General features: G+C 38.8%; 25 protein-coding genes. 2 read left to right on the top strand and 23 right to left on the bottom strand.

Annotated features, from left to right (window positions below; genetic code table 11):
* Positions 1-128: 128 nt before the first annotated feature.
* The gene (locus IGJ95_RS05710) at positions 129-554 is read right to left on the bottom strand and encodes a CoA-binding protein (RefSeq protein ID WP_010735735.1); all 426 of its coding nucleotides are present in this window, start codon (positions 552-554) and stop codon (positions 129-131) included.
* Positions 555-651: 97 nt separating this feature from the next.
* On the opposite strand from IGJ95_RS05710, the gene plsY reads away from it, so the two are divergent.
* Positions 652-1,287, top strand: coding sequence for a glycerol-3-phosphate 1-O-acyltransferase PlsY (gene plsY, locus IGJ95_RS05705; protein WP_010735736.1), 636 nt, complete (start codon positions 652-654; stop codon positions 1,285-1,287).
* Positions 1,288-1,424: 137 nt separating this feature from the next.
* Here plsY and IGJ95_RS05700 read toward each other — a convergent pair whose 3' ends face one another.
* From IGJ95_RS05700 to IGJ95_RS05645, 12 genes are all read right to left on the bottom strand, one after another.
* Entirely contained in the window at positions 1,425-2,300 is an 876-nt protein-coding gene (locus tag IGJ95_RS05700; RefSeq protein WP_153830382.1) for an aldose 1-epimerase family protein, read from the bottom strand.
* Between the two features lie 66 nt (positions 2,301-2,366).
* Complete coding sequence (codY, locus tag IGJ95_RS05695) at positions 2,367-3,158, bottom strand: GTP-sensing pleiotropic transcriptional regulator CodY (RefSeq protein ID WP_010735738.1); 792 nt, start codon at positions 3,156-3,158, stop codon at positions 2,367-2,369.
* A 15-nt stretch (positions 3,159-3,173) separates the two neighbouring features.
* Entirely contained in the window at positions 3,174-4,571 is a 1,398-nt protein-coding gene (gene hslU / locus IGJ95_RS05690) for an ATP-dependent protease ATPase subunit HslU (protein WP_010735739.1), read from the bottom strand.
* Between the two features lie 11 nt (positions 4,572-4,582).
* The gene (gene hslV, locus IGJ95_RS05685; protein ID WP_010735740.1) at positions 4,583-5,131 is read right to left on the bottom strand and encodes an HslVU peptidase proteolytic subunit; all 549 of its coding nucleotides are present in this window, start codon (positions 5,129-5,131) and stop codon (positions 4,583-4,585) included.
* A gap of 24 nt (positions 5,132-5,155) precedes the next feature.
* The gene (gene xerC / locus IGJ95_RS05680) at positions 5,156-6,052 is read right to left on the bottom strand and encodes a tyrosine recombinase XerC (protein ID WP_438761544.1); all 897 of its coding nucleotides are present in this window, start codon (positions 6,050-6,052) and stop codon (positions 5,156-5,158) included.
* Between the two features lie 277 nt (positions 6,053-6,329).
* Positions 6,330-7,655, bottom strand: coding sequence for an FADH(2)-oxidizing methylenetetrahydrofolate--tRNA-(uracil(54)-C(5))-methyltransferase TrmFO (trmFO, locus tag IGJ95_RS05675; protein ID WP_438761542.1), 1,326 nt, complete (start codon positions 7,653-7,655; stop codon positions 6,330-6,332).
* A gap of 22 nt (positions 7,656-7,677) precedes the next feature.
* Positions 7,678-9,756, bottom strand: coding sequence for a type I DNA topoisomerase (gene topA, locus IGJ95_RS05670; RefSeq protein ID WP_019723732.1), 2,079 nt, complete (start codon positions 9,754-9,756; stop codon positions 7,678-7,680).
* Between the two features lie 126 nt (positions 9,757-9,882).
* On the bottom strand, positions 9,883-10,740 hold the full coding sequence (gene dprA, locus IGJ95_RS05665; protein ID WP_438761540.1) for a DNA-processing protein DprA: 858 nt from the start codon (positions 10,738-10,740) through the stop codon (positions 9,883-9,885).
* 55 nt (positions 10,741-10,795) lie between these two features.
* The gene (locus IGJ95_RS05660; protein WP_153830380.1) at positions 10,796-11,563 is read right to left on the bottom strand and encodes a ribonuclease HII; all 768 of its coding nucleotides are present in this window, start codon (positions 11,561-11,563) and stop codon (positions 10,796-10,798) included.
* On the bottom strand, positions 11,556-12,416 hold the full coding sequence (gene ylqF, locus IGJ95_RS05655; RefSeq protein WP_023519485.1) for a ribosome biogenesis GTPase YlqF: 861 nt from the start codon (positions 12,414-12,416) through the stop codon (positions 11,556-11,558). The genes IGJ95_RS05660 and ylqF overlap by 8 nt, the downstream gene beginning before the upstream one ends.
* 98 nt (positions 12,417-12,514) lie before the next feature.
* Complete coding sequence (locus IGJ95_RS05650; protein ID WP_224434651.1) at positions 12,515-13,312, bottom strand: aminoglycoside phosphotransferase family protein; 798 nt, start codon at positions 13,310-13,312, stop codon at positions 12,515-12,517.
* Positions 13,313-13,989: 677 nt separating this feature from the next.
* Positions 13,990-14,634, bottom strand: a complete 645-nt coding sequence (locus IGJ95_RS05645) for a helix-turn-helix domain-containing protein (RefSeq protein WP_194179703.1) — start codon at positions 14,632-14,634, stop codon at positions 13,990-13,992.
* A gap of 358 nt (positions 14,635-14,992) precedes the next feature.
* Here IGJ95_RS05645 and IGJ95_RS05640 point away from each other — a divergent pair, with 358 nt between their 5' ends.
* Positions 14,993-15,391 carry a VOC family protein gene (locus IGJ95_RS05640; RefSeq protein ID WP_153830379.1) on the top strand — a complete coding sequence of 133 codons (399 nt, stop codon included), beginning with the start codon at positions 14,993-14,995 and terminating at the stop codon, positions 15,389-15,391.
* Between the two features lie 52 nt (positions 15,392-15,443).
* Here IGJ95_RS05640 and lepB read toward each other — a convergent pair whose 3' ends face one another.
* The 10 genes from lepB to IGJ95_RS05590 all read right to left on the bottom strand — a co-directional run bounded on the left by lepB (position 15,444) and on the right by IGJ95_RS05590 (position 25,603).
* Positions 15,444-15,995: a signal peptidase I gene (gene lepB / locus IGJ95_RS05635; RefSeq protein ID WP_010735750.1), complete on the bottom strand. Its 552-nt coding sequence runs from the start codon at positions 15,993-15,995 to the stop codon at positions 15,444-15,446.
* 248 nt (positions 15,996-16,243) lie between these two features.
* Positions 16,244-16,471, bottom strand: coding sequence for a YozE family protein (locus IGJ95_RS05630; RefSeq protein ID WP_010735751.1), 228 nt, complete (start codon positions 16,469-16,471; stop codon positions 16,244-16,246).
* Positions 16,468-16,986, bottom strand: a complete 519-nt coding sequence (msrA, locus tag IGJ95_RS05625; RefSeq protein ID WP_153830378.1) for a peptide-methionine (S)-S-oxide reductase MsrA — start codon at positions 16,984-16,986, stop codon at positions 16,468-16,470. Before msrA ends, IGJ95_RS05630 begins: the two co-directional genes overlap by 4 nt.
* Positions 16,987-17,018: 32 nt before the next feature.
* Positions 17,019-17,675 (bottom strand): YpmS family protein, encoded by a 657-nt coding sequence (locus IGJ95_RS05620; RefSeq protein ID WP_010735753.1) that lies wholly within the window; start codon positions 17,673-17,675, stop codon positions 17,019-17,021.
* Positions 17,668-18,564 (bottom strand): SGNH/GDSL hydrolase family protein, encoded by an 897-nt coding sequence (locus IGJ95_RS05615; RefSeq protein WP_023519482.1) that lies wholly within the window; start codon positions 18,562-18,564, stop codon positions 17,668-17,670. The genes IGJ95_RS05620 and IGJ95_RS05615 overlap by 8 nt, the downstream gene beginning before the upstream one ends.
* A gap of 242 nt (positions 18,565-18,806) precedes the next feature.
* Complete coding sequence (locus IGJ95_RS05610) at positions 18,807-19,649, bottom strand: DegV family protein (RefSeq protein WP_023519481.1); 843 nt, start codon at positions 19,647-19,649, stop codon at positions 18,807-18,809.
* Between the two features lie 264 nt (positions 19,650-19,913).
* Positions 19,914-20,426, bottom strand: coding sequence for a dihydrofolate reductase (locus tag IGJ95_RS05605; RefSeq protein WP_023519480.1), 513 nt, complete (start codon positions 20,424-20,426; stop codon positions 19,914-19,916).
* 14 nt (positions 20,427-20,440) lie between these two features.
* Positions 20,441-21,388 (bottom strand): thymidylate synthase, encoded by a 948-nt coding sequence (locus tag IGJ95_RS05600; protein ID WP_023519479.1) that lies wholly within the window; start codon positions 21,386-21,388, stop codon positions 20,441-20,443.
* A gap of 10 nt (positions 21,389-21,398) precedes the next feature.
* A complete protein-coding gene (locus IGJ95_RS05595; protein ID WP_010735758.1) occupies positions 21,399-23,285 on the bottom strand; it encodes an ABC-F family ATP-binding cassette domain-containing protein in 1,887 nt (628 codons plus the stop codon).
* 221 nt (positions 23,286-23,506) lie between these two features.
* Positions 23,507-25,603 carry a cation:proton antiporter gene (locus IGJ95_RS05590; RefSeq protein ID WP_153830376.1) on the bottom strand — a complete coding sequence of 699 codons (2,097 nt, stop codon included), beginning with the start codon at positions 25,601-25,603 and terminating at the stop codon, positions 23,507-23,509.
* Positions 25,604-25,611: the final 8 nt, after the last annotated feature.

Below are 25,611 nucleotides of genomic sequence, written 5' to 3'. Positions count from 1 at the left end.
TAACGATCACTTACTCTTTTTTGATAACAGGTCAAAACATTTTTCATCACTTAGCTAAACCGTTTGCCAGTAAAAGTGTCACTGACTATCAGGATATGTGCTTCTGTTATTTCTGTTATTCCTGTTTTTTATTGTTCCATTTTTGCTAATTCAATCTTGATACAGCGATCCATGACGATATCATTTCTTCCAGCTGCTTGGAGCATTTCAGCAGCTTCTTCATTCTCAATGCCTAACTGTGCCCAGAAGACTTTCGCATCTGTTTTCAGAAAATCTACCGCTACTTCTGGTAAAAACTCACTACGGCGGAAAATATCCACGATATCAATAGGTTCATTGATATCTGTCAGCTGTGCGACAACGGTTTCGCCTAACACTTCTTCCCCTGCCAATACTGGATTGACTGGAATGATACGATAGCCGTGTTCTTGTAGTAATTGTGCGATCTGATAACTTGTCCGTTCAGGCTTATTACTTAAACCAACGACCGCGATCGTTTTTGCTTCTTGAAGATAGCGAAAGATATTCGCTTGTTCTGGATTTTTAAATGACATGTGGATGACTCCTTTCGATCGTTCGATTTTTTCGATTGTTTGAAGCATTCTTTCATGCTAAAATATACATTAGTTTCAACTTGAAAGAGGTTAAAAAATGAAAATAATCTTATTGTTTATTGTAGCATATCTTTTGGGTTCCATTCCATCTGGAGTATGGGTTGGTAAAATCTTTTTTAAAAAAGACATCCGTGAACACGGTAGTGGAAATATGGGAACGACCAATACATTTCGTGTTTTAGGTAAAACCGCTGGAACAGTGGTATTATTTATGGACATCTTAAAGGGAACATTAGCTACTGCCTTACCCGTCATTTTCCATGTCACTTCTGTCAACCCGCTATGGTTTGGTGTCTGTGCGATCTTAGGACATACATTTCCAATCTTTGCTAAGTTCAAAGGTGGCAAAGCAGTGGCGACAAGTGCCGGTATGTTATTAGGCTTCAATCCACTGTTCTTTCTTTATTCATCAGCAATTTTCGTGATCAGTTTATACTGCACGAGCATGGTAAGCTTAACGAGCATGATCAGTGCGGTCTTGATCACTTTATCCACCATCTTCTTACCATACATTGCACCAGCAATCTTACCAGAACCAAATTTACTTTTGACGTTGATTGCTTGTGGTGTCTCCGCTTTTATTTTTTACCGTCATAAAGACAATATCAAGCGTATCAAAAATAAAACAGAAAGCCGAATCCCATTCGGTTTGAATAGTAGCAAAAAGAAATAATCTTTTTGATGAATGATAAAAAACAATGCCTTCTAAACAAATGACTGATCGATTGCTCAACAATTCGTTCATTTGTTCAGAAGGCATGTTTTGTTTCATCGAACTAGATCAAGAGAACACATGTAATCGACTTGTGTTTACTTGACAGTGATCGAATATTTCGTCTTGAATAATTCGTGAGCGCCTAATTGATTGATTCCTGCTTTTTCGTTCAACTGCCCATTACTATCAACAGTGTCTGCGATTCCAAACCACGGCTCAATACAAACAAATGGTGCTTCTTTAGGATAGGGCGACCATATCCCAACGTAAGGCATATCTTTGTAACTGAGGGTGACACTGTGACTAGACTTTTCACTACGGATACTGTAAGCATTCAAACCCCTTGTTTCAAATACTAACGCATCCTGGTCAAACAGCTCCCGAAATAACGCAAGGTTGGTGTTCGTTTGTCCAATCGTTTTTTGTTCCATGTCGATGAATGGTCCATCTAATGGTAAACGCAAACGTGATTTTCTAGGAGAGAAAGCCAAATAAAAGTCTTCAAAAGTCAAACCTTCTTCTAATGGCACATTGAATGCTGGATGACCGCCAATCGAGAAATACATCTCTTCTTCCCCAATATTTTCAACTTGATAATGAACAGTGATCCCGTCTCCCCCTAATTCATAAACAAGTACCAATTCAAAATCAAACGGATAATTCTCTTTTGTTTCAGGGGTACTTTTCAGGACAAACTTCGCACGTTCTTGTTCGTGCTCCACCATCTCAAAATCCATATCACGAGCAAAACCATGTTGACCCATTGAATACGTTTTTCCTTGGTACACATATTGATCGTTTTTCAAACGTCCAACAATAGGGAAAAGAACGGGGGCATGTCTTCCCCAATACTTAGGATCGCCTTGCCAAATATATTCTAGATCATGTTCTTTTGATTTCAAACTGATCAATTCTGCTCCATGTTCGGAAATTTCAGCAATCAGCTGATCATTTTGAATAATAACAGTCATCGTCATCCTCCATCTTTTCTCAGACACTCACTTCTTCGAGTAGCAAGCCTCTGAAAAATCTTCCTTTTAATAACTATGCTTCGTCAGCTCATCTTTAAAACGAGCATTCAATACTTTTAAATACGTGCCTTTCATTCCCAAAGAGCGGGATTCAATGATTCCAGCTGATTCTAATTTACGTAAGGCATTTACGATGACCGAACGAGTAATACCGATCTTGTCCGCAATATTTGAGGCAGTCAATCGGCCTTCATTACCTTCTAAAGCATCAAAAATGGCTTGAACTGCTTTTAATTCACTGTATGACAACGTATTGATCGCCATTTGGACAGCGGTCGTACTGCGAACATCCGCTTCGATATCTCGTGATTTTTGATAAAGGATCTGCATCCCTACTACTGTCGCGCCGTATTCTGCTAAAACAAGGTCTTCATCGTTAAAGGCTTGTTCCATTCTTGCTAAAATGATCGTTCCTAAGCGTTCACCAGCGCCAAAGATCGGCACTACTGTCGTCAATCCAAAAGGATATTTTTCGCGACTTTCAAATGGAAATGCCGTCATATCGCTTGTGATTGGGATATTGGACTCTGTTTTCGTGATCATATCGACTGTTTCTGTGTAGGCATCAGGAAATTGTTTTTGCACAAACATTGTTTTCACACGATCATTGTTCACATCGTGCCGTTCATTATAACCAAGTAAAACCCCTTCACTGCCAATGATATACGTATTGCTGTCTAAAACAGCACCTAAAGTGACCGCCATTTTATCGTAAGGTAAATCCGCCTGCATATCAAACGTATTTTTTTGTTGCAATAATTTGTTTATCTTTCGAGTGTTCGTCAACAAATCCGTCATTTTTTTCCTCCGATTTTATAATATATAGCGACTTAGATCTTCATTTGCCGCAATTGATCCTAATTTATCATTGACATAGGCTTCTGTAATGGTAATTTCTCCCATTTGCATTTCTGGCGCTTCGAATAACAAGTCTTCCAACAATTTCTCTAATATCGTGTGTAAACGTCGTGCACCGATATTATCGGTATCACGATTCACATCATAAGCGATTTGGGCAATCCGTTCGATTGCTTCTTTAGTAAATGTGACAGTCACATTTTCAGTACCAATCAAGGCAATATATTGTTTGACTAACGCATTGTTTGGTTCAGTCAAGATCTTGACAAAGTCCTCAGCAGTTAAGTCATCTAACTCAACACGGATTGGGAAACGACCTTGTAATTCAGGAATCAAATCGCTTGGTTTTGATAAGTGGAACGCTCCTGAAGCGATAAATAAAATGTGGTCTGTTTGTAAGGTACCGTATTTCGTATTGACTTGTGAACCTTCAACGATCGGCAAGATATCTCTTTGGACACCTTCTCTTGATACTTCCCCAGATTGTTGCGATTTAGAAGTGATTTTATCGATTTCATCAATAAAAATGATGCCGCTTGATTCAGCTAATTTGATTGCCTCACTATGGATATCCGCATCATTGACTAATTTTGCTGATTCTTCTTTGATCAATAATTCTAAGGCTTCTTTGACGGTCACTGTGCGTTCGATTTTTTTCTTCGGCGTCAACGCACCAAGTGTTTCATTCAAATCGATTCCCATTTGTTCCAGTCCATTGTTCATCATCGGTGCTGGTTTTTTTTGATCTTGGACTTCGATCGTCACTTCTCGGTTGTCAAGCAAGCCTTTTTGCAATTGTTCTAACACCGTGCGACGATTCACTCGAATCTCTTCTGTGACTTCTTCTTGTGTTTCTGCCGGTTGTTGCGAAGCATTGAACATATTCATCATTTGCTCAAACTGGTTGTTTGATTGTTTTTGTTCTTTTTTGATACCTGGTACAAGGATCTTCACTAATTGTTTTTCCGCATTTTTCTTGGCTTGTGGACGAACACGAAGATACTGATCTTTTTCAACGATCTGGATTGCATTTTCGACAAGATCACGAACCATCGATTCCACGTCACGTCCTACGTAACCAACTTCAGTAAACTTCGTTGCTTCAACCTTAACAAAAGGTGCGTTGACGATTTTTGCCAGACGACGAGCGATCTCTGTTTTACCGACCCCAGTTGGCCCGATCATCAACATATTTTTAGGTGTGATATCTTGTTGCATCTTTTCATCTAATTGAAGACGTCGATAACGATTTCTAAGGGCAACTGCCACTGATTTTTTTGCTGCTTGTTGGCCAATGATATATTGATCTAATTCACTGACGATTTGTTTTGGTGTTTGTTTTAATTCATACATGTCATTCACCTCTATAATTCTTCTACAATAATGTTGTGATTTGTAAAGACGCAGATGTCTGCTGCAATATTCAACGCATTTTCAGCAATCTCTTTTGCACTCATCTCATTTTGTGCATAGTTTTTCATTGCTCGTGCGGCAGCTAACGCAAAGTTCCCACCAGAACCAATGGCTAAGATCCCATCATCCGGTGTAATCACTTCACCTGTACCAGAAACTAGTAACATTTCTTTGTCATTCATCACGATCAACATCGCTTCTAGCTTTTGCATCGACTGTTGTGTACGCCATTCTTGGGCTAATTCAACGGCTGCTCGTTGGAGATTTCCGTTGTATTCATTTAGTTTACCTTCAAATTTTTCTTCTAAAGTAAACGCGTCAGCAACGCTTCCTGCAAAGCCAACGACTACTTCATCGTTGTAAATGCGACGTACTTTTCTCGCACTGCCCTTCATCACGACAGATTCGCCCATCGTTACTTGGCCATCACCTGCCATCGCGAATTTCCCGTTTTTTTCAACTGCACAAATGGTTGTTGAATGAAACTGTGATTCTACCATAGATATTTCCTCCTAATAATGTGATCACGCTCGTGGATGGAAAGAGCGATAATTTTTTTGTAAGCTTTCTTTTGTGACATGCGCATAGATTTGAGTCGTTGATAAATTTACATGACCTAAAAGTTCTTGCACTGTACGCATATCGGCACCATTATTCAATAAGTGCGTCGCAAAAGTATGACGTAACATATGAGGATGGATATCACTATCCAAACTACTCTTTTTAATGATTTGATTTAATACATACTCGATCCCAGTAGGTGTGATTGGTTCTCCATGATGATTCACGAAGACATAGTCATGTGACTTATGGTATTTCGTCATTAAGACGCTGCGCCCTTTGGCAAAATACTCTTGCAAAGCATCTTGCGCAAATGAACCCAACGGCGCATAGCGTTCTTTATTTCCTTTTCCATGGATCAACATCACCTCTGAGCCAAAATCGATGGCAGACATCGTCAATTGGCTACATTCACTCAAACGGATACCTGATCCATATAGTACTTCTAATAATGCTCGATCTCTTAATGCTAAAGGACTATCCCCTGTCACACTTTCAAATAAGCTTTGCATCTCATTCTCATAAAAAAAACGAGGAAGTTTAACATTTTTTTTCTTCAAATGAACATACGAAAATGGATTTTCATCGATTTTTTCTTCACGAAGAAGGTATTGATAAAATGAGCGTAAACTCGCAATTTTCCGACTCACCGAATTTCGACTGTACGACTTATCAGATAGATAACTTAGATAAACTCGTACATCCAAATAGCTGACTTTCAGTAGATCCGATTCCCCCGATTCCGCCAAGAATCGTTGAAAATCATTGATATCTTCTTCATAGGCAGATTTGGTTTTTTCTGAATACCCGCGCTCTATGATTAAATAACGCAAAAAATCTTCTTGTAAAGTTGGCTTCATTCTTTTTACACCTACCTTTAGATCCCAAAATAAATTTAGCATAGCCCCAGAGAAAAAACAAACAAATTGTCAGAATTTAACTAATATTTCTAAGTTTGTTCACAATTCAATTCGTTTGCTTGACAATTAAGGGATGAGCTGTCCAGAATCAACATAAAAAAAACATGGTTATTATATAAATTGGCATGAGTTCAGTCAATAACCGAGAAATAAGCCGAAGTACTCAAAAATGGCAAACACCATCCTGAGACACTTCGACTTATTACATAACATCCATTTAACGAGAAGCAAATTCTTTATTCAAGACTTCTTGCTTCACTTTTTCATTGGCTGCTAAGGCACGTTGTGCAATTGCTTCATACCGAGATTTTTTATCACGGATTCGTTCAGGTAATTCTGGGAATAATCCGTAGTTTGCATTCATTGGTTGGAAATGTTTGCCTTCCGCATGTGTGATGTAGTAGGCCATACTTCCCATGGCTGTTTCTTGTGGCAACGTCACAGGTTCCAATTCTTTCGCTAAGCGAGCAGCGTTGATCCCTGCAAGCAAGCCACTTGCCGCACTTTCAACATAACCCTCTACACCCGTCATTTGTCCTGCAAAAAATAGATCTTCGCGTTTAGTCGATTGATAAGTCGGCTTCAAGAGTTCTGGTGAATTCATGAAACTGTTGCGATGCATTACACCATAACGGACAAATTCTGCATTTTCTAATCCTGGGATCATGCGGAACACGCGCTTTTGTTCGCCCCATTTTAAATGCGTCTGGAACCCAACGATATTATAAAGAGAAGCGGCTGCATTATCTTGTCTTAACTGGATGACTGCATATGGTCTTTTTCCTGTTTTAGGATCTTCTAGGCCGACTGGTTTCATTGGTCCGAATAGCATTGTCTTAAAGCCACGTTGCGCCATTACTTCGATTGGCATACAACCTTCAAAATATTTTTCTTTTTCAAAAGATTTCAATTCAGCAACTTCCGCATTGACCAAGGCTTCATGGAAAGCTTTAAATTCTTCTTCGGTCATCGGACAGTTTAAGTAAGCCGCCTCGCCTTTGTCATAACGTGATTTTAAATACACCTTGTCCATATCGATCGTTGATTTGTCGACGATCGGTGCCGCAGCATCGTAGAAATAAAAACCGTCTGAGCCATTGAATGCTTTGATGCTTTCTGCTAAATGATGAGAAGTCAGAGGTCCTGTCGCTATCACCGTGATTCCTTCTGGTATCTCAGTGATTTCTTCATTCACCACTGTGACTAAAGGATGCTCTTTGACCTTACGAGTGATAGTTTCAGAAAATGAATCGCGGTCCACTGCTAAGGCACCGCCTGCAGGTACAGCTGTTTCATCTGCTGAATGGATGATAACTGAATCTAAGCGACGCATTTCTTCTTTCAATAAACCAACTGCGTTCGCAAGACTATTCCCTCTTAGAGAATTGGAACAGACTAATTCAGCAAAATTATCTGTATGATGCGCTTCTGTCTTCTTAACTGGTCTCATTTCATATAACTTTACAGGTACACCCGCTTGAGCGATTTGCCATGCTGCTTCGCTTCCAGCTAGACCTGCACCTACTACATTGACGATTTTCAACTAAAAACCTCTTCTCATTTCTTTATTTTTGAACATCTTCTTCGTAATCGCCATTCGTACAAACCACTTGTTTGCCGCCTTTGACTTTTTTCTCGACCAAATAATGGTCACATTTCGGACAATTTCTGCCGATTGGTTTTTCCCAAGAGGTGAATTCACATTCTGGGAAACGAGAGCAGCCATAGAATAGACGATTTTTCTTAGATTTACGTTCGATGACTTGTCCTTCATGACACACAGGACAAGTGACGCCGATTTCCTTGACGATTGGTTTGGTGTTTCGGCAATCTGGAAAATTACTACATGCATAGAATTTACCATACTTCCCTAATTTTATCACCATCGGATGCCCACACAAATCACAATCAAAACCAGCTGGTTCATCTTTGATCTGGATTTTCTCGATTTTTTCTTCGGCATTCGATAATTCTTTTTCAAATGGTTTATAAAAACGATCGACGACTTCGATCCATTCTTCTTTTCCTTCTTCGACTTTATCCAAGTCATCTTCCATTTCAGCTGTAAAATGGATATCTACGATTTGTGGGAAGAACTCACAGATCAACGAATTGACGATCTCACCTAATTCGGTTGGTTCAAAACGTTTTTGTGTCAACTTCACATAATATCGTCGTTGGATCGTATCTAACGTTGGCGCATAAGTCGAGGGACGACCTACCCCGTTTTCTTCCAATGCACGGATCAATGTCGCTTCACTATAACGTGCAGGCGGTTGTGTGAAATGTTGTTTCGGTTCGATATCGACAGATTGCACCGTATCGCCTTCTGCTAACTCTGGCAAAATGTTTTCTTTGTCTTCTTTCCCATCATCGCGGCCTTCAACATACACTTGCATGAACCCTTTGAATTTGATTTTTGAGCCATTCGCAATGAATCTTACATCATTTTGTTCCAACGTGACTTTCATCGTATCCAATACAGCTGGCGTCATTTGACTTGCAACAAATCGTGACCAAATCAATGTATATAATTTCAATTGGTCTTTATCCAAGTATTGTTTCAACTCATCTGGTGTACGTAATGCACTGGTTGGACGCACTGCTTCATGGGCATCTTGTGCCCCTTTAGAGTTCGTTGCTTTACGTTCCGAATGACTGGAGAATTCTTTTCCGTATGTTTCTTCGATGAACGTTGCGACTTCGGCTTTAGCAGTATCGGCGATCCGTGTAGAATCGGTACGCATATACGTGATCAACCCGATCGTGCCTTGTTTTCCAAGTGAGATTCCTTCATACAACTGTTGCGCCACCATCATGGTTTTACGTGTTCTGAAATTCAATTTACGAGCGGCTTCTTGTTGCAAACTACTTGTCGTGAATGGGTTCGCAGGATTTCGCTTGCGTTCCTTCTTTTCGACTTTTGTTACTGCAAACTCTTTACCAGTGATCCGGTCAGTCACTTCTTTGACAGTTTCGGCATCGGACAATTTTTTCTTTTTGCCATCGACTCCCCAAAAGTTTGCTTTGAACTTCTTACGTTCTTTCTTAAAGTTTCCGTCAATACTCCAATACTCTTCCGGCGTAAAATCACGGATCTCTTTTTCGCGTTCAATGATGATCTTCAATGCGATCGACTGGACTCGACCAGCACTCAAGCCTTTTTTTACTTTACGCCATAAGATAGGACTAATCGAATAACCAACGATACGGTCAAGCGTTCGACGTGCTTGTTGCGCATCGACAAGATCCACATCGATCGTACGTGGTTCTTTAAATGCCGCTTTGACTGCATCCTTGGTGATTTCATTGAAGACAACACGATTTTTATCGTTGAGATCCAAGCCTAACAAGTAAGCCAAATGCCAAGCAATTGCTTCCCCTTCTCTATCCGGGTCACTTGCGAGGTAAACTTTTTGCGCTTTTTTTGCTGCTGCTTTTAGACTTTTGATGACATCGCCTTTTCCTCGAATCGAGATATAATGCGGTTCATAATTATTTTCAAAATCGATCCCCATCTTACTTTTAGGTAAGTCACGAATATGTCCTACACTAGCCATTACTTTATAATTACGGCCAAGATATTTTTCAATCGTCTTGGCTTTTGCAGGTGATTCTACGATCACTAAATATTTATATGCCATTCCTGAATGGACTCCTTTCCATTTTCGGGTTCCTACTATATATATGTTACAAGGACTTTTACAAATCGTAGCTTATCATATCCATTCAGAAATCGTTTGTCAAGGAAAGCAATAATAAATCAATCGTTATGATTCCAATTCATTAAGGATATCTTGTCCTGAAAAGGTACATATCGCTCCATCTTGGATCAATTGGTGACAACCAGTGGATTGACCTGTCAAAATATTCCCAGGGACAGAAAAAATCGGACGTCCAATCTCTAAGCCTTGCTCTGCTGTGATCAATGAGCCGCTTTTTGCTTTTGCTTCAATCACACAGATTCCACTTGATAAAGCGGCAATCAGACGATTTCTCATAGGAAAATGAAATTTTTGTGGACCAACATCTGGTAAAAACTCACTTAATAAAAGATGATCTCTAGCAATCCCTCGTTGCAACTGCTGATTTTCTTTCGGATAACTATGATTGATCCCCGTACCGATCACTGCAATCGTTCTGCCTGAACAGCGGATCGCTACTTGATGCGCATAAGTGTCTACGCCTTTCGCACAGCCACTAACAACTAGATAGTCTTGGTCAATCACAGGAGTGATCACTCGCTCTACGATTTTTCGCGCATAACCAGATGTTTGTCTACCACCAACGACAGCGATCATTTTTCGTTTCATCAGCGAAAGATCCCCTTGATAAAATAATAAGATCGGGGGATTTGCCAAATGAAGCAATTGTGAAGGGTAGATCGGATCAAGAAAAGTTATGTATGGATTCTCTCCTATTCTATTCCGCCAAGTATAGTTGATCTGGCTCCAATAGTCATAAAAAATTGCTCTAGAGCGATTGAAGTGCAAAACTGTCAACATATCATCAACCGACAACCATTCTTTCTTTTCACTTAATAGATGACGGATCACACGCCATTTTTGCTCTCCGCTCAGTCCTTTGACTAATGCCAACTTTGTAATAAATTCATTGTATATAACCATAAAGCGCCACCTTTTCTAATCTTTTTTATAAGATACGTAAAAAGTGGCGCATCGCTTATGATAAATATTGTTTGACTGGTGCAAAACTTTTACGATGGATTGGCGTGATGCCATGTTGTGCTAAGCCTAACAGATGTTCTTTTGTTCCATAACCTGCATTCTTGGCAAAACCATAGCCAGGATATTGTAACTCGTATTCTTTCATCAAACGGTCGCGATAGACTTTTGCAATGATACTTGCAGCAGCAATCGAAATTGAACGGGCATCTCCTTTGATCAATTTATTTTGTGCAATCGGCAGATCTAAAGTCATTGCATCGATCAATAAATACGTAGGTTCTGGTGTCAATTCTTTAACAGCTTCACACATCGCTAATTTACTTGCTTCGTAAATATTGACACGATCGATCGTCTGCTCATCGATCACACCAATCCCGACGGAGAGGGCTTTTTCTTGAATCTGTTCATACAGTTCTTCACGTTTTTTTTCAGATAATTGCTTGGAATCGTTCAATCCGTAAATCTCTACACCTTTAGGTAAAATAACAGCTGCGGCTACAACAGGGCCAGCCAAGGGGCCTCTTCCTACCTCGTCGATCCCTGCAATCAGGTCATACCCTTGAGCGTATCCTTCATTTTCGTAGAAGGACATCGTCTCATATTTTTCACGAAGCAAAGCTTCCTTTGCTAAGCGTTTTTCAAAAGAGCTTAACGCTTGTTGGACACCTTTTCTTGTGTCTAATCTTAGTTGTGTGACTATCGGATCATCAAGCGTTGTGAGTTGTTTCAGTTTTTCTTTGATACTCTGGATCGATTCACTCATGAGTAGTCTCTTCCATTTCTTCACAACGATCTAAAGTATAGCGACCAAGTTTCCCTTGGCGGATATCAAAAACGACTAGCTCGCTCCCACGGTCATAATCTTGGCGATACCCTCTACGTTCCGTGATCGTCATCAATAACTCAGGTGCAACTTGTTGCTCTTCTTCTATTGATAGACCATAACGTTCGCTGATTTTATTAGGGTAGTAACGGGCAAAGAAATCTAAGCCGTAAATTGCTAGATCATCAAGGTGTACCAATTGGTCTTTGATTGCACCAGTCAAGGCTAGTTTTTTACCGATTTCTTCATCTTCAAACTTAGGCCATAAAATACCAGGTGTATCTAATAGTTCTAATTCACTTCCTAAACGAAGCCATTGTTGCCCTTTCGTTACCCCAGGCTTATTCCCTGTTTGTGCAATCTTTTTGCCCACTAAACGATTCATCAATGTCGATTTTCCTACATTAGGAATTCCTAGGACCATCGCGCGGATTGCTCGAGGTTTGATGCCACGAGCTGCGTCTCTTTCGCGTTTTTCTTTCAATGCTTCTTTTGCCGCAGGGATCAACGCTTTGATTCCTTTACTTTCTTGAGCGGTGATTGCTAAGGCTTGATGTCCTTGCTTTCTAAAGTATTGTTGCCATAATTTTGTTTGTTGCGGATCCGCTAGATCAGCTTTATTCAATAAAACAAGTCTTGGTTTTTGTTGGATGATTTGATCTAACATTGGATTACGTGAAGACAAAGGTAGTCGTGCATCAACTAACTCAAAGACGATATCAACATATTTCATCTTTTCTGAAACTTCACGTCTAGCTTTCGCCATATGTCCTGGGAACCATTGAATAGTCATTGGTGTTTCCTCCTCTAAAACTTAAAATCTAAAAAAGTTGCTCTTTACTTATACAGTACTTGAATGAACTACACTTCTAGGAGTATACAAGAAAAAAACTAAAAATCAAACGGCTTATTCTCAAGTTTCTTCATTTTGCAACTTTCTAAGAATTTTTTCTCATTATCGAGCAACCATTGAATATCTTGCTCATATTTTTTTAGATGGCCTTCTTGTATATTTTTTTGAAAATTTGCTTCCCCGCGACTCGCTGCTTTAGTGATGAAGTCCATCATATAAGAAAGTCGCTCGATCATCGTAGGAATCAAATTTGGATACTCGGACTCATCTAGTCTGTATGCTTCAATAAATTTTTTTAAACGATGACACGTTTCATCCGTGATTGGATCTCCTTGATTCATCTCTAAAGGTACCCAGCGATAGGCGGCATAGCTTACATCCCAGGTTCTTGATCCTGGTGTGATCGTGTCAAAATCAATGATACCAATGGCTATACCATTTTTCGTTGTCACATTGTATGGCGCAAAATCATTGTGACACATTACCTCACGCTCTCCGAACGAATGTAGCATCCACGGTTCTGTGCCACTTAAGGAAGTAAGGTATCCTTGATTTTGGTCGTGGAAATCTCTTAACAACCGACCTGCTGAACAAATGGCACTGTCCGTCAACAATTGAGGGGGCAAAGGATAATCATAGACCTCACCTGCGAGATAAGATACCACTTCATTTCCTTGCTCATCATAGCCTAGTGGTTCTGGCACATAAGTTACACCTTGGTTCCTTAGGTAACTTAAAAATTTTTGGACCTCCTCCGACCAGACTTTCTTAGGACGAATCACTTGCTCTTCTTGGATCACTACACCGTCTCTTCCTTTTGGTTTCTTTTCGATCATCTAGCTCCTCGCTTTCGACTCTTTTCTTCAGTTTACCATATCGATTCCACCTCATGTTCTAAAAATGGAAAGAGAGACGTCCTTTCAACAAGCAAGTTTCCATTTGTTAAAGTCATTCAAGGAGAATGTTGGCTATCCTAGAAATATTTACCATTGAAACAAGTCTTCTATTTCATAGTTATCTCAGAACGTGTACCGACATATGATGCGAAACTCTGGAGAAGTGAATCCATGCTTATTCAGATCGTAAACTGGACAAAAATATTTGATGAGGAGGGAATACCTTAACAGGATAAAATCCTTTGTCCGATCTACTCACAAGAGGAATACTTCATATTTCTGATTCCTAGCCGATCTTTTGGCGTACGCCATGAGTCAGTTTTAAGAAATGTCCAACGATCAATCAGCCAACGTTAGAAAGCAATCAATGTAAAAAAGAATTTGCATAGTAATGAAAAAAGTAAGCTCCGTAAAACAATCGACTGAACGATTCGTTTCATGAAGCTTACTTTTTAACCTGATCCGACTCGAAGTATACAGCTCGTTGACAAGAAGATTCACATGATTTCTAAAAGTTTTTTAGAAGATTTTTATTTTGCCATACTTACCTTCACTAACCATAGAACTCCTTCATTTATCCTCATACAGCTATTTTTGAATACTTCTTGCAATACGCTTTATTTTTTATAATTCACACTAATTTTATTCACTTTTGTAAACATATCTAAATCTACTTCAATCAGTCCATCATGTACTAATTTCCGCTGATTGACATCAGAATCAGCAGTCTTATATAAATCAAGGTTTACAAATCCTTTTTGATTACTTCCGTCAACATAGTAGCCAACATATTCACTGTCTTTAGGTATAGTAAAAAGAACAGTCATTTTCTTGTCTTTGAGGGTAATATCTTTGATGTCTTCTTTGTTAAAGAGCGCTACCTCTTCTGAATCGGCGTTTTCAACTGCATTCAAGACAATCGTCGGTTGCTTAGAAAATGAAAAAAATAAAAGCGACATGACTGGAACAATCGAACAAAGTGCTACTACAAAAAACAATTTTCCTCGCTTTTTTTTCTGATTCACCGCCATTTCTTTAGTAGTATCAATCATCGTCTCAGTCATAGTAGAATTTTCCAATAGTTCGTCTAAAGACACACCTAAGCTGGTCGATATTTCCACTAGTGTATGTATGTCTGGGTAATTTCTGCCGATTTCCCAATTAGAAATAGCTGAACGACTAACATTTAATCTCTTTGCCAATTCTTCCTGTGTAATTCCTGCTTGATGCCTTTTTTCTTTTAATATTTTACCAAAATCCACAACATCGCCTCCTTATTCTATCTCTCATTATAACCATTTCATAAAAGAACTTAAAAGCGAATTATTGAAACGAATTGATATATTTCCGATTATTCGATGTCACAATCTGTGACACCTTGTAAAACAAGGATTCTTGCTATTGAAAATGTGAAACAAAACACTTATTATCAAGAGGTGAACGTTCACAAAAAAATAACAAAAAAGGAGTACTTATGAAAAAATTATTTTTATAGTACTGTTGATTATACATTTAGCGGATACGTCCAATAAAATAAAAAATTCTTCCCCAAGTTAAATACTTTGACAACGCTTACCGACGAGCGCATGATAGAGGAAAATTGAAAGGAGCTGTAGCAAGATGAACACAATGGTTTTTGTCAATTTCCCTGTGCAAGATGTTGGTCGCTCGGTCGAATTCTATACAAAATTAGGATTCAAACAAAATAAAGAATTTTCAACTGAGGAAGCAAGCGCAATGGTTTGGGATGACACATTTTGGGTGATGCTCTTGATACATGACTTTTACAAAAAATTCTTGAAAAACAAAGAAATCGCAGACACAAAAAAAATGAGCGGTGCACTGATTGCTTTTAGTTTAGCAAATGCTGCAGAAGTCAAACGTTTTGGTGAAATTGCAAAAGAAAATGGTGGTAGCTACCATACAGTCGAGATGGGAATACCGGAAGAAGAAATGTATTCTCTTGAAGTACAAGATCCTGATGGAAACACATTGGAACCAATGTGGATGAAAATATAATCAAAAAAAGAAGACTTTCCAACATATTGCTATTGGGAAGTCTTCTTTTATTTTACCTGATCCATTTGATTTCATTTAATGGGTAATACACAAATCTCGCTTTTCCTAAAATTTCATCTCTAGATATTGTTCCAAATGAACGACTATCTTTTGATACACGACGATTATCCCCCAAAACAAAATAGCTATCTTCAGGTAATTCTGTATATCCTGTCAACTCTTCCAAGGTAAAATCGGTAGTATAAGGTGCATTTTCATGGTCCGAACGGATATTTTTACTTAAATAAGGTTCTTCGATTGGCTGGCCGTTGATTTTTAGTTGGTCCTTTTCATAACTAATAGTTTCTCCCGGTAGACCAATGACTCTCTTGATATAGATCGTGCCATCTGAAAGTTGGAAAACGACTACATCAAATCTTCTGATTTCAGAGAATTTTTCCATAACGACCATATCACCTTGCTTAAGGACATTCTCCATCGAGTTTCCTTCCACTGGTACTGGGATCAATATAAATCCCCGTAAAATAAATGCAATCACTATGGAACAAAGTAAAAATTTAATAAATAACCAAAAACGGTCAATATAACGCTGCTTTTTTGTCAAAGCCCATCAATCCATCCCTCGTAAAATCTTAACCTATTATCCTCATTATATAGAATAACTACAGAAAAAGCGAATGGTTCAATAATCATTTACAGATAGACGCGAAAAAAGACGGACATACGTACGATGCTTTAGAAATAATTGAATAGACCAAAATCACTGTATCAAATAGGACTATTCAAAAATATTGTCTAAGCAGTACTTGTCTCGTCTTTTTTAAGTCATACCCTTCATACCAGATCCATTGTTCAGGCGAGATGATTATTCTCTAGATAATGATCCCAAGCTTTATCAAAGATATCCATAGAGGGCAAATAATCAACATTCATTTCTAAATAATCAGAGATTTCTTCATAACTCGTACTATGTTTTGGAAACTGGATATCTTTTCCAGCTTCGGTTGCAAACGTTGATAACGCATCGGAAGATTTCCCTCCACGAAGAGTCATCAGATAGTGATAGAAGCTGCGATTCATTGCTTTCCCTCCCAATTGTCAGCAATAAATGCCGCACGACGCGCATGATTACGCTCAAAGTTCTCAGGATTTTTTTTGTAGTAATCTTGATGTTCATCTTCTGCTAAATAGAAGGTCTCCGCTGGCTCAATCGTCGTAACGATGGGATCACTAAAGCGACCACTTGCTACAAGTTGTTGTTTGCTTTCTTCAGCTTTTTGACGTTGTTCTTCTGTAGTATAAAAAATCACAGGTCGGTAATTGTCGCCTCGGTCTTCAAATTGACCAAAAGCGTCTGTAGGATCTGTTTGTTGCCAATAAAGCTCAAGTAATGCCTCGTATGAGATCAATTCAGGATCATACAAGATTTCTACTGCTTCAGTATGTCCTGTTGTTTTGGCTTTCACTTGTTCATACGTTGGATTTGGCACATGACCTCCAGTATAACCGGACATGATCGTGTGGATGCCAGGTAATGTGTCAAAAGGCTGGATCATGCACCAAAAACAACCTCCTGCAAATATTGCTCGTTCCATTGTTGATTCCTCCCTTACTCTCGAGATATCACTTAATTAGTACTAGATTCGGTCGTTTCTTCCGTCGTTGAGGAATCTTTTGGTAAATACAAACTAAAGCGAATATCATCGTTGACTAAATCAATTTTGTCCGCTTTGATGTACATTCCATTTTGCATACGGAATTGGTCTAATCGTAACATGATCGTTAAATCGTCTGTATTGATCTCGATCCATTCAGGTAGTTTGTAATTTCGCTTGATCATATTCATCACATCTTTGATCGGCAGATTCAATGTACCGATCGATAGACTTTTTGCTTTTAACTGAACATTACCATTTTCCATTACATACGGATCAAAATACAAGTAAAAGTCGATAGGGAATCCTAACACTTCAAACGTCCCATTAAGCAATGCTTCATTTTCTAAATAAAATTTGTACTTGATATCTTGTCCTTCTTGGAAATCTGTCAAGAAAAAGCTGATCAGTTGGTTGACTTTTTCTTTTTGAGTATTGATCGTCAATACTGGATCGCCTTGTCTTTCTGTAATCGCTGGTACTTCTGGCAAATCAGGTTCACGATTGGCGAATATCCGCGTACCCAAGAAAATCGTCGAACCAATGATCAGGCCTAATAAAATCAGAAATGCGTATTTCCAGTAGTTATGCCTTTTGTTTTTTACAACTGTTGAACTACGTTTATCCATCCTTGTTTCCCTCCTTGACCAGCCATTTTTCATGCGTTTCGATTAATTGATCTCTCACAGCATTAGCCATCAATTGATAGCCTAAGTTATTAGGATGAAAATGATCTTCTTCATATAACACATTATTTTTCGTCCCGTTCGAACTATCGCTAGAAGCTGACTGATCAGAAGCTTCAGTAATTCCGACCTCTTGATTTAATCCTTGATACAATAGATCATTGATCGGGATAAAATAGCTATTTTCTGCTTCATTTACTACTTGCTGTGTTCCTTCATTCCAGTTATCCACAATCGTTTGCATATCTGTAATCTCAGGGAAGTTCAAATAAAATGGATTGTAGATCCCTAAAATATAGATAGGTACCTCTTTATTTAACCCTCGTATCTCTTCGATGATGGCTTGGACGTTTTCTTGATACTTCTTGATTGGTTTATTGAATGAACGGATACTGATACCAAAAAGGTTATTTTGGATCACTTTCATTAAATCATTCCCACCAACAGTCAAGGTAATAATGTCTGCGGTTTCGATATTCTTTTGGATTTCTTCATTGCTTTTCAATCTTTTTAATATTTGATCACTTCGTTCGCCATTTACACCATAGTTTTCAATTTCAATGGCTGTCAAACCGTATCTTTCTTTTATGTCATTTGCGACTAACGGAACAAAACCACCTTGTTTCGTCTGGTCGCCTACTCCTTCAGTCAATGAATCGCCAATTGCTACATAGTGTAACTTTTCCTTTTGATTGCTTTCAGAAGTAACCGATGCTGCCGGTTTTAACAAAGGCTGTGCTTTCGGCACGCTCAAAGAGAGTCCGACAAAGAGAAGAACTGCAGTGAACAAAGGGATCAAAACAAGCAACCACTGTTGTTTCATTCGTTTCATTGTTTCACCTCTAGACCATGATTGTTTCTTATATTACCAAAATTCCAATTAAAAAAATAGCCCTTTTCTGAAAAAAAGAAAGAGGCTGTTTCTCATCTGCTAAAGGAAGTGGAGCATCTCAAAATGTCTTTTCCTCCTCACTTCCTTATGCTAGTAGCACTTGAACGAAAAAAGACAGATCACAAAGAACACGTTTATTTGTCTTCACATGATCTGTCCTTCTATTCCTTATTTTACATTCATCAATCGGTATAATACATGATTGCAAAAGCATTTTCCCCTGTATGGGTAGCAATCACTGGATTTGTATGCAATACTGGGATGTCCATATCGGGAAACAATTGTTTCAAGCCTTCTTCAAACTCTCGAGCAAGCTCTGTGGCACCTGCATGTGAGATACCGATCTGGCGAACGTTCGGTAGAGCCTTCAGTTCTTTCTTCAAGCCATCAAACCACTTGTCGAAAGTCTTTTTCCCACGACCTTTTGTCACAGGAATCAGCTCTGAATGAGCAAAGTTCATCACCACACGAATGTTTAACATACTTGATAGTAAACCAGTTGCACGACTGATTCTTCCACCTTTTACTAAGTTATCCAATGTGGAGATACCGATATAAAGTTTGGTATTATTTTTGATCTTCTCGATTTCAGCAAGGATCTCTTCTGCTGATTTACCTTCTTTGGCCATTTCAGCCGCACGAATCACTTGGAAAGATAAACCTTGGTCAGTCGTATCACTATCAATGACTGTGACGTTTGTTTTCGTTAAGTTGCTTGCTTGTCTTGCAGCTTCAACCGTTCCACTTAACCCTTTCGTCATATGGATGGAAATCACTTCACTACCATCTTGTCCTAATTCATCATACGTTGAAATGAATTCGCCGATCGGCGGTTGACTTGTTTTAGGTAATGATTTTGATTTAGCCATCATTTCCATGAATTTCTCTCCGCCTAGTTGATCGTCATCAGGATATACAACGCCATCGATCATAATTGATAATGGCATAACATGAATATTCAAATGATCTCGTACTACTTTTTCCATTGTACAAGAAGAATCTGTTACTATTTTTACGTTTGTCATTATTTCACACTCTTTCTTTCACAAAGTGCCTAGCATTTTTCAGGCAGGTCCACTTTCAGTATACCAAAGAACTTCTGTTTTTTCATCAAATTCAGTTATAAACAAATTTAAAATAAATTGTTTGTTATGATAACATGGTTCTACTCAGTTTTCTTTATCTGTTCTACTTTTTTTGATGGAACGACAAAATAAGCAGAAGAAACCTGAATGATAAAAAATCCATTTCGGTTTCTTCCGCTTTGAATCTATAGGTTCAACGAAACATTATATCTCTTCTGTTGTGTGTTCTTCTTTACGTTTATACGTCTCAAACTGATGTGCATAACTATTTTTTTCATCTATTTCTCCCGGACTGATATTGATCAATGACCATGCTTGCCAGTCTACAGCAGGAAAATACGTATCTCCTTCGAAAGAGTGATGGATCACCGTACGATACAAAATTGTGCAGTAAGGTAAAAATTCTTCATAGATTGCTGACCCTCCAGCAACAAATAAAATTTCATCTACTTCTTTTTCATAAGCTAATACTTCATTGACATCATGCATCACTAGTACGCCCTCGGCTGTAAACTCACGGTCTCTTGTCAAAACAATCGTTTTACGATTAGGTAGTGGCTTACCGCCCATCCCCATAAATGTTTTTCGTCCCATGATCAATACATTCGCTTCAGTCATTTGCTTAAAAAATTTCAAATCATTCGGCAAATGCCAAGGAAGTCTATCTTCTTTTCCGATCAGGCCATTTTCATCTTGTGCCCAGATTGCAGCGAACATTTTCTCATCCTTTCTTAGACCGCGATAGGTGCCTTTATTGAAGGATGCGGCTCATATCCTTCAACTTTGATATCATCCATTTCAAAATCAAACACAGAGTTTTTTTCTGTATTCAATACTAGCTTCGGAAATGGACGAACTTCACGAGACAATTGTTCTTTCATTTGTTCTACGTGATTTGAGTAAAGATGCGCATCGCCTAAAGTATGGATAAATTCACCAACTTCTAATCCCGTTTCATGCGCAATCAGATGTGTCAATAAAGCATAGCTAGCAATATTGAACGGGACACCTAAAAACACGTCAGCACTTCTTTGATACAGCTGGCAACTTAGTTTATTGTCATTTACATAGAATTGAAACATCGTGTGGCAAGGAGGTAAAGCCATACTTGGCACATCTTCTGGATTCCATGCTGAGACGATCAGTCGTCTTGAATCAGGTGTCTGCTTGATAGCTTCGATCACTTCTTTGATTTGATCGATGAAACTACCTTCTTTGGTTTCCCAATGACGCCATTGATAGCCATAAATATGACCAAGATCTCCATGTTTTTCTGCAAATTCTTCATCTGCCACTATCTTTTCACAGAATTTCTTGCTTTCTTCTTGATAGACTTTATTGAATTCTGGATCAGTCAAACTACGATGTCCAAAATCTGTCATATCCGGCCCTTGGTAATCCTCACTTTTGATATACCGTTCAAATGCCCATTCATCCCAAATATGGTTATTATTTTGTAAAAGATAACGGATATTCGTGTCTCCTTTTAAAAACCATAATAATTCGCTTTTGATCAAACCAAAAGGTACACGTTTTGTCGTCAATAACGGAAAGCCTTTTTGCAGGTCAAATCGCATTTGATAACCGAATAAACTAAATGTTCCTGTTCCCGTACGATCACCTTTTACATGTCCATCAGATAACAACTTTTTCCCTAGATCAAGATATGCTTGCTCCATCTTTTCCCTCCTAATTATCTGCCCATTCACTTAAATATTCCCAACGTGACATTTTTTCTTCCAGCAGTTCTTCAGTTGTGGTTACTTCTTTTTGTAATTCTTGCAATCGTGTGAAATCATCCCCTTGATGGTTCATCTCCTCTTGCAATTCATCCAAACGATTCTCTAGTTCCGCAATCTCATCTTCGATTGTTGCCCATTCTTTCTGTTCCATATAAGAAAGCTTTTTCTTTGGCTCAGATTTTTTTTCTTCTATCTTAGCTTTGACTTTTTCTGGTTGAATCTGTTGATCTTCTTTGCGTTTGGCTAAATAGCTAGACATATCGCCATAATAAAGCTCTTGTTTGCCATCTCCTAGAAAAACTAACAGTTTATCAACTACCTTATCTAAGAAATAACGGTCATGAGAAACGGTGATCACCGCTCCAGGGAATGTCCGGAAATAATCTTCCAAAATCGTTAAAGTAGCGATATCTAAGTCATTGGTTGGCTCATCCAGCAATAGAACATTTGGTTGCTGGATCAATAATTTGAGTAAATATAAACGACGCTTTTCCCCACCAGACAGTTTACGGATCAGTGTTCCGTGCATGAATCTTGGAAACAAGAACCGCTCCAAAAGTTCGGCGACACCGATTTGCGTTCCATCCGCAGTTTGGACTTCTTCTGCCGCTTCTTGCAGATAAGCAATCATTCGTTTGTCCGGAGACATTTTTTCATTTTCCTGTGTATAGTAAGCTAATCGAACAGTTTCGCCAATCGTATAGATGCCACTATCTAAGGATAATTTCCCTGCTAAGATATTTAACAACGTTGACTTTCCAGCACCGTTCTCTCCAGTGATTCCTAGACGCTCTCTTGATTGGATCAATAGATCCAAGTGTTGGAGCAAAGGTTTTCCTTCAATCGAATACGAACCATCCTTGATCTCGATCACTTTTTTACCTAAACGTTGTGTCGCGATATTTAGTTCGATATCCGTATCATGATTGACTTGATATAAGTTTTCTTTTAAATCTTCAAAGCGATTGATACGTGCTTGCTGTTTCGTCCCACGAGCTTGTACTCCCGCTCGCATCCAAGAAAGCTCCTGCTTATACAGGCGTTTACGCTTTTCTTCTTGTTCGACTTCGACACGATCTCGCTCGGCTTTTTCAATAAGATAAGCTTCATAATTGCCTTTATATTCATAAAGATTCCCAAAGGCAAGTTCAAAGATCCGATTCGTGACACGATCTAAGAAATAACGATCATGGGTAACCATCAATAAGGCACCACGATATTGTTTCAAGTAAGATTCCAACCATTCGATCGCTGCATAATCTAAGTGGTTTGTCGGCTCGTCAAGTAATAAAAGATCAGGTTCATCGATCAAAACCTGTGCTAAGCTGACACGTTTTTTTTGTCCACCCGAAAGCTCACCGATTTTCTTTTCTAATTGACTGATCCCTAGTTTTTGCAAAATGATCTTGGCATTTGTATCCGTCGTCCAAGCGTCCTCTTTATTCATTCGCTCTTCTGCCAATGCGTAGCGTTTTTGGACTGCTTCATCATCGCCATTTTCAGCTAATGCAATCAAGGCTTCCTCATAGAGTCGTACAGTCTGGATCAATGGACTATTCCCTTGAAAAACAGCTTGTAAGACCGTATCATTTTCTGCAAATGAATCGGTTTGTGATAAATAACCGATACGGTAATCATTCGGATAAAAAACTGTCTGCTGATCACCATCTCCACTGTCAAGTCCAGCGATGATATTCAAAAGACTTGTTTTACCAGTTCCATTGGTACCAATCAAACCGATGCGATCATGTTCATGGATCAAAAAGGAGATCTGATTAAATAATTCTTTTTCTCCATATGTTTTTTTGAGGTCAGTTATTTTTAGCTCTTTCACCAGTACTCCCCCCTTATCTTGGATATTGTAACATAAAACAATTGTTTAAAAGATAGTTTTTTTCGAATATTCTTTTTTTTAGGTAGCATTGAAGATACGTGTTCTCTCACTTCATATAACCAAATACACAGGATTCAAAAACCTGACTTCCTGGATGAACTTAATTATTAAGGTTAAACGACTTCTGTCACAACCTCAAAAAAAAGAGGAGCTGTGCTTTGTCACAACTTCCTCTTTTGGTCTTGTTTCAATTGAAATTTCTTTGCTTTCGCTTGGAACGCAAAGCGAAATGAAAAACGATCTGTCGGTTGATTCATTGTATAGGACTCCAACAGATTGATATTTCGTCTATATTGATTCGCAGAAAAAGTCGTGATCGTTTCTGCGACTTCATATTCATCAATGACTTTTCTTTCTAAATAGTAACCTCTTAGCATCTTCTTCGTAAACAAACGATCTTGTTGGATCATCCAAGTGGAAATCAGATTACCACTCATCATCCGAATCCCCTGAGCTTTTCGTTGTTCGATAAAGAATCCGATCATCGTATCATCATAAACGTCCGTTAGATTATCCAAACTTTCGATGATCAATTGCGTATTCTTTTGATACGTCTCTCGAATTTCCTGAATGTCTTTATCAGAGATCATAGTTTGGCGATCACTTTGCCGTCTTTGCCAAAACATTTTGGGGTGGAGAACGATCCGCATCAATCGGCGTACCACAATAAACCAAAATCCAATGAATGACAAAATTTGACTTGTGATCGACTGTTCAAAGTTAGCTAGGAATCTTGAATAAAAGCGATAGCCATTAGAAGACAACTTCCCAGAACGATATCTTTCATCCAAGCCATCTCGCTCAATCGATAAAATCAACGCTTGGATTTCTTGGACTTCTTGCTTTTCATCTCCACTCAAATCAGATAAATAAAGCTCACTGATTCTTTCTTGATAAGTCTCAATCACTGCTTCTATCGCTAAATAAGCTTTTGATCCTGGTTCTTCCGCTTCTTTTTCTAAGCGTAGTGTTTCAATCACTTCTTCCAAGATCATCAAAGCTTTTAAATCAGTTGTCGCTGCTTCTTCTGTTTCAGTCAACATTGGCAATACAATGATCCCGATAATCAACGTGACCAAAATAACCCCTGCCGTTAAAAATAAGAGCAATGATCGTTGATTGAATGCCATTTGATTGATCGTGAATGGTAAAATAAAAATAGTCGCTAAACTGACTGTTCCTTTTACACCCCCAAAAGTTAAGATCAAGACTTCATTCAGTTGTTTTTTGAAACTTTGAAAACCGCCCTTAAACATATAAAATAAGCTGATTGAAACGAAGCGTATGACGAACAGCATGATTGAAACCAATAAAATGATCATTAGCAACAAACTATTCGAATACAGTCCATCTCCCCAAACTGGTGTAAAGACTTGTGTCAGTTCAATTCCTAAAAATATAAATACCAGCGCATTCAATGTGAAAGCAATCGTTGTCCATGTACTATTCGATAAAGTTGACAACTCCGCATCAAAGACTGAGATTTTTTTAAATCCTGAGGCTTGTAATACCCCTGCAACCACTGCTGCAATAATTCCTGAAACATGAAAGACTTCGGCTAAAACATACGCTAAGAAAGGCAACAACAATTCAATCAATAAGTAGCCTGTTACGTCACGTGCCGATGCTTTCTCGATCAAACCAATGATTTTTCTTTTTACCCAGACAAGCAAAAAGCCGACTACTGCCCCGCCAATACTTGATAAAATCAGTGTAACGCCTGCGTTTACCGCAGAGAACGTCCCAGTGATCAAAGCAGCTAAGGCAAATTGGAAGGCTGTTACGCCAGAAGCATCATTCAGTAACCCTTCACCTTCTAAAATATGCATGGCTTTTTTCGGAATGTTCACACGATTGGAAAGCGAACTGACTGCCACCGCATCTGTCGGACCTAGTGCTGCACCAAAAGCGAAACACGCGGCTAAAGGGACACTGGGCAACAGAAATGATAACGTTGCTCCAACGCCAATCAAAGTCAAGATCACCCCACCAAAAGCGAGAAACAATATCGTATCGAAATTTTTCAGGATCGAGGCGATATCCGCTTTTTCTCCTTCTCTAAAAAGCAAGGGGGCGATGATCATCACTAAAAATAATTCAGGTTCAAAATTGATGGATTCACCCCATTCGGTCAATCCTAAAACCACGCCAAGAAATATTTGGATCAGTGGTGCAGGGATCATTGGCAAGATACGACTTGCTATGTTGGATAGCGTGATCGTGACTGCAAAAACAATCACTAACTCTGCAAATTCCATGCTTGATC

It is taken from the genome of Enterococcus sp. AZ156, assembly GCF_051714165.1.
GTDB classification, from domain to species: Bacteria; Bacillota; Bacilli; order Lactobacillales; family Enterococcaceae; genus Enterococcus_B; species Enterococcus_B pernyi.
The sequence above is the reverse complement of the archived record's forward strand: the minus strand, read 5'-3'. Positions and strand labels throughout refer to the sequence as shown.

What these genes read in the sequence shown, in the direction of transcription:
- IGJ95_RS05605 (WP_023519480.1), bottom strand. Translation starts at nt 20,426, where the DNA reads ATGTTCGCTGCAATCTGGGCACAAGATGAAAATGGCCTGATCGGAAAA.
- IGJ95_RS05600 (WP_023519479.1), bottom strand. Translation starts at nt 21,388, where the DNA reads ATGGAGCAAGCATATCTTGATCTAGGGAAAAAGTTGTTATCTGATGGA.
- hslV (WP_010735740.1), bottom strand. Translation starts at nt 5,131, where the DNA reads ATGGTAGAATCACAGTTTCATTCAACAACCATTTGTGCAGTTGAAAAA.
- topA (WP_019723732.1), bottom strand. Translation starts at nt 9,756, where the DNA reads ATGGCATATAAATATTTAGTGATCGTAGAATCACCTGCAAAAGCCAAG.
- IGJ95_RS05630 (WP_010735751.1), bottom strand. Translation starts at nt 16,471, where the DNA reads ATGAATCGCAGCTTCTATCACTATCTGATGACTCTTCGTGGAGGGAAA.
- IGJ95_RS05640 (WP_153830379.1), top strand. Translation starts at nt 14,993, where the DNA reads ATGAACACAATGGTTTTTGTCAATTTCCCTGTGCAAGATGTTGGTCGC.
- hslU (WP_010735739.1), bottom strand. Translation starts at nt 4,571, where the DNA reads ATGTATGAATTAAAACAAACACCAAAACAAATCGTCAGTGAATTAGAT.
- plsY (WP_010735736.1), top strand. Translation starts at nt 652, where the DNA reads ATGAAAATAATCTTATTGTTTATTGTAGCATATCTTTTGGGTTCCATT.
- IGJ95_RS05610 (WP_023519481.1), bottom strand. Translation starts at nt 19,649, where the DNA reads ATGACAAACGTAAAAATAGTAACAGATTCTTCTTGTACAATGGAAAAA.
- ylqF (WP_023519485.1), bottom strand. Translation starts at nt 12,416, where the DNA reads ATGACTATTCAATGGTTCCCAGGACATATGGCGAAAGCTAGACGTGAA.
- msrA (WP_153830378.1), bottom strand. Translation starts at nt 16,986, where the DNA reads ATGGAACGAGCAATATTTGCAGGAGGTTGTTTTTGGTGCATGATCCAG.
- IGJ95_RS05660 (WP_153830380.1), bottom strand. Translation starts at nt 11,563, where the DNA reads ATGAGTGAATCGATCCAGAGTATCAAAGAAAAACTGAAACAACTCACA.
- IGJ95_RS05590 (WP_153830376.1), bottom strand. Translation starts at nt 25,603, where the DNA reads ATGGAATTTGCAGAGTTAGTGATTGTTTTTGCAGTCACGATCACGCTA.
- IGJ95_RS05710 (WP_010735735.1), bottom strand. Translation starts at nt 554, where the DNA reads ATGTCATTTAAAAATCCAGAACAAGCGAATATCTTTCGCTATCTTCAA.
- IGJ95_RS05615 (WP_023519482.1), bottom strand. Translation starts at nt 18,564, where the DNA reads ATGAAACGAATGAAACAACAGTGGTTGCTTGTTTTGATCCCTTTGTTC.
- codY (WP_010735738.1), bottom strand. Translation starts at nt 3,158, where the DNA reads ATGACGGATTTGTTGACGAACACTCGAAAGATAAACAAATTATTGCAA.
- xerC (WP_438761544.1), bottom strand. Translation starts at nt 6,052, where the DNA reads ATGAAGCCAACTTTACAAGAAGATTTTTTGCGTTATTTAATCATAGAG.
- IGJ95_RS05700 (WP_153830382.1), bottom strand. Translation starts at nt 2,300, where the DNA reads ATGACTGTTATTATTCAAAATGATCAGCTGATTGCTGAAATTTCCGAA.
- IGJ95_RS05650 (WP_224434651.1), bottom strand. Translation starts at nt 13,312, where the DNA reads ATGATCGAAAAGAAACCAAAAGGAAGAGACGGTGTAGTGATCCAAGAA.
- dprA (WP_438761540.1), bottom strand. Translation starts at nt 10,740, where the DNA reads ATGGTTATATACAATGAATTTATTACAAAGTTGGCATTAGTCAAAGGA.
- IGJ95_RS05620 (WP_010735753.1), bottom strand. Translation starts at nt 17,675, where the DNA reads ATGGATAAACGTAGTTCAACAGTTGTAAAAAACAAAAGGCATAACTAC.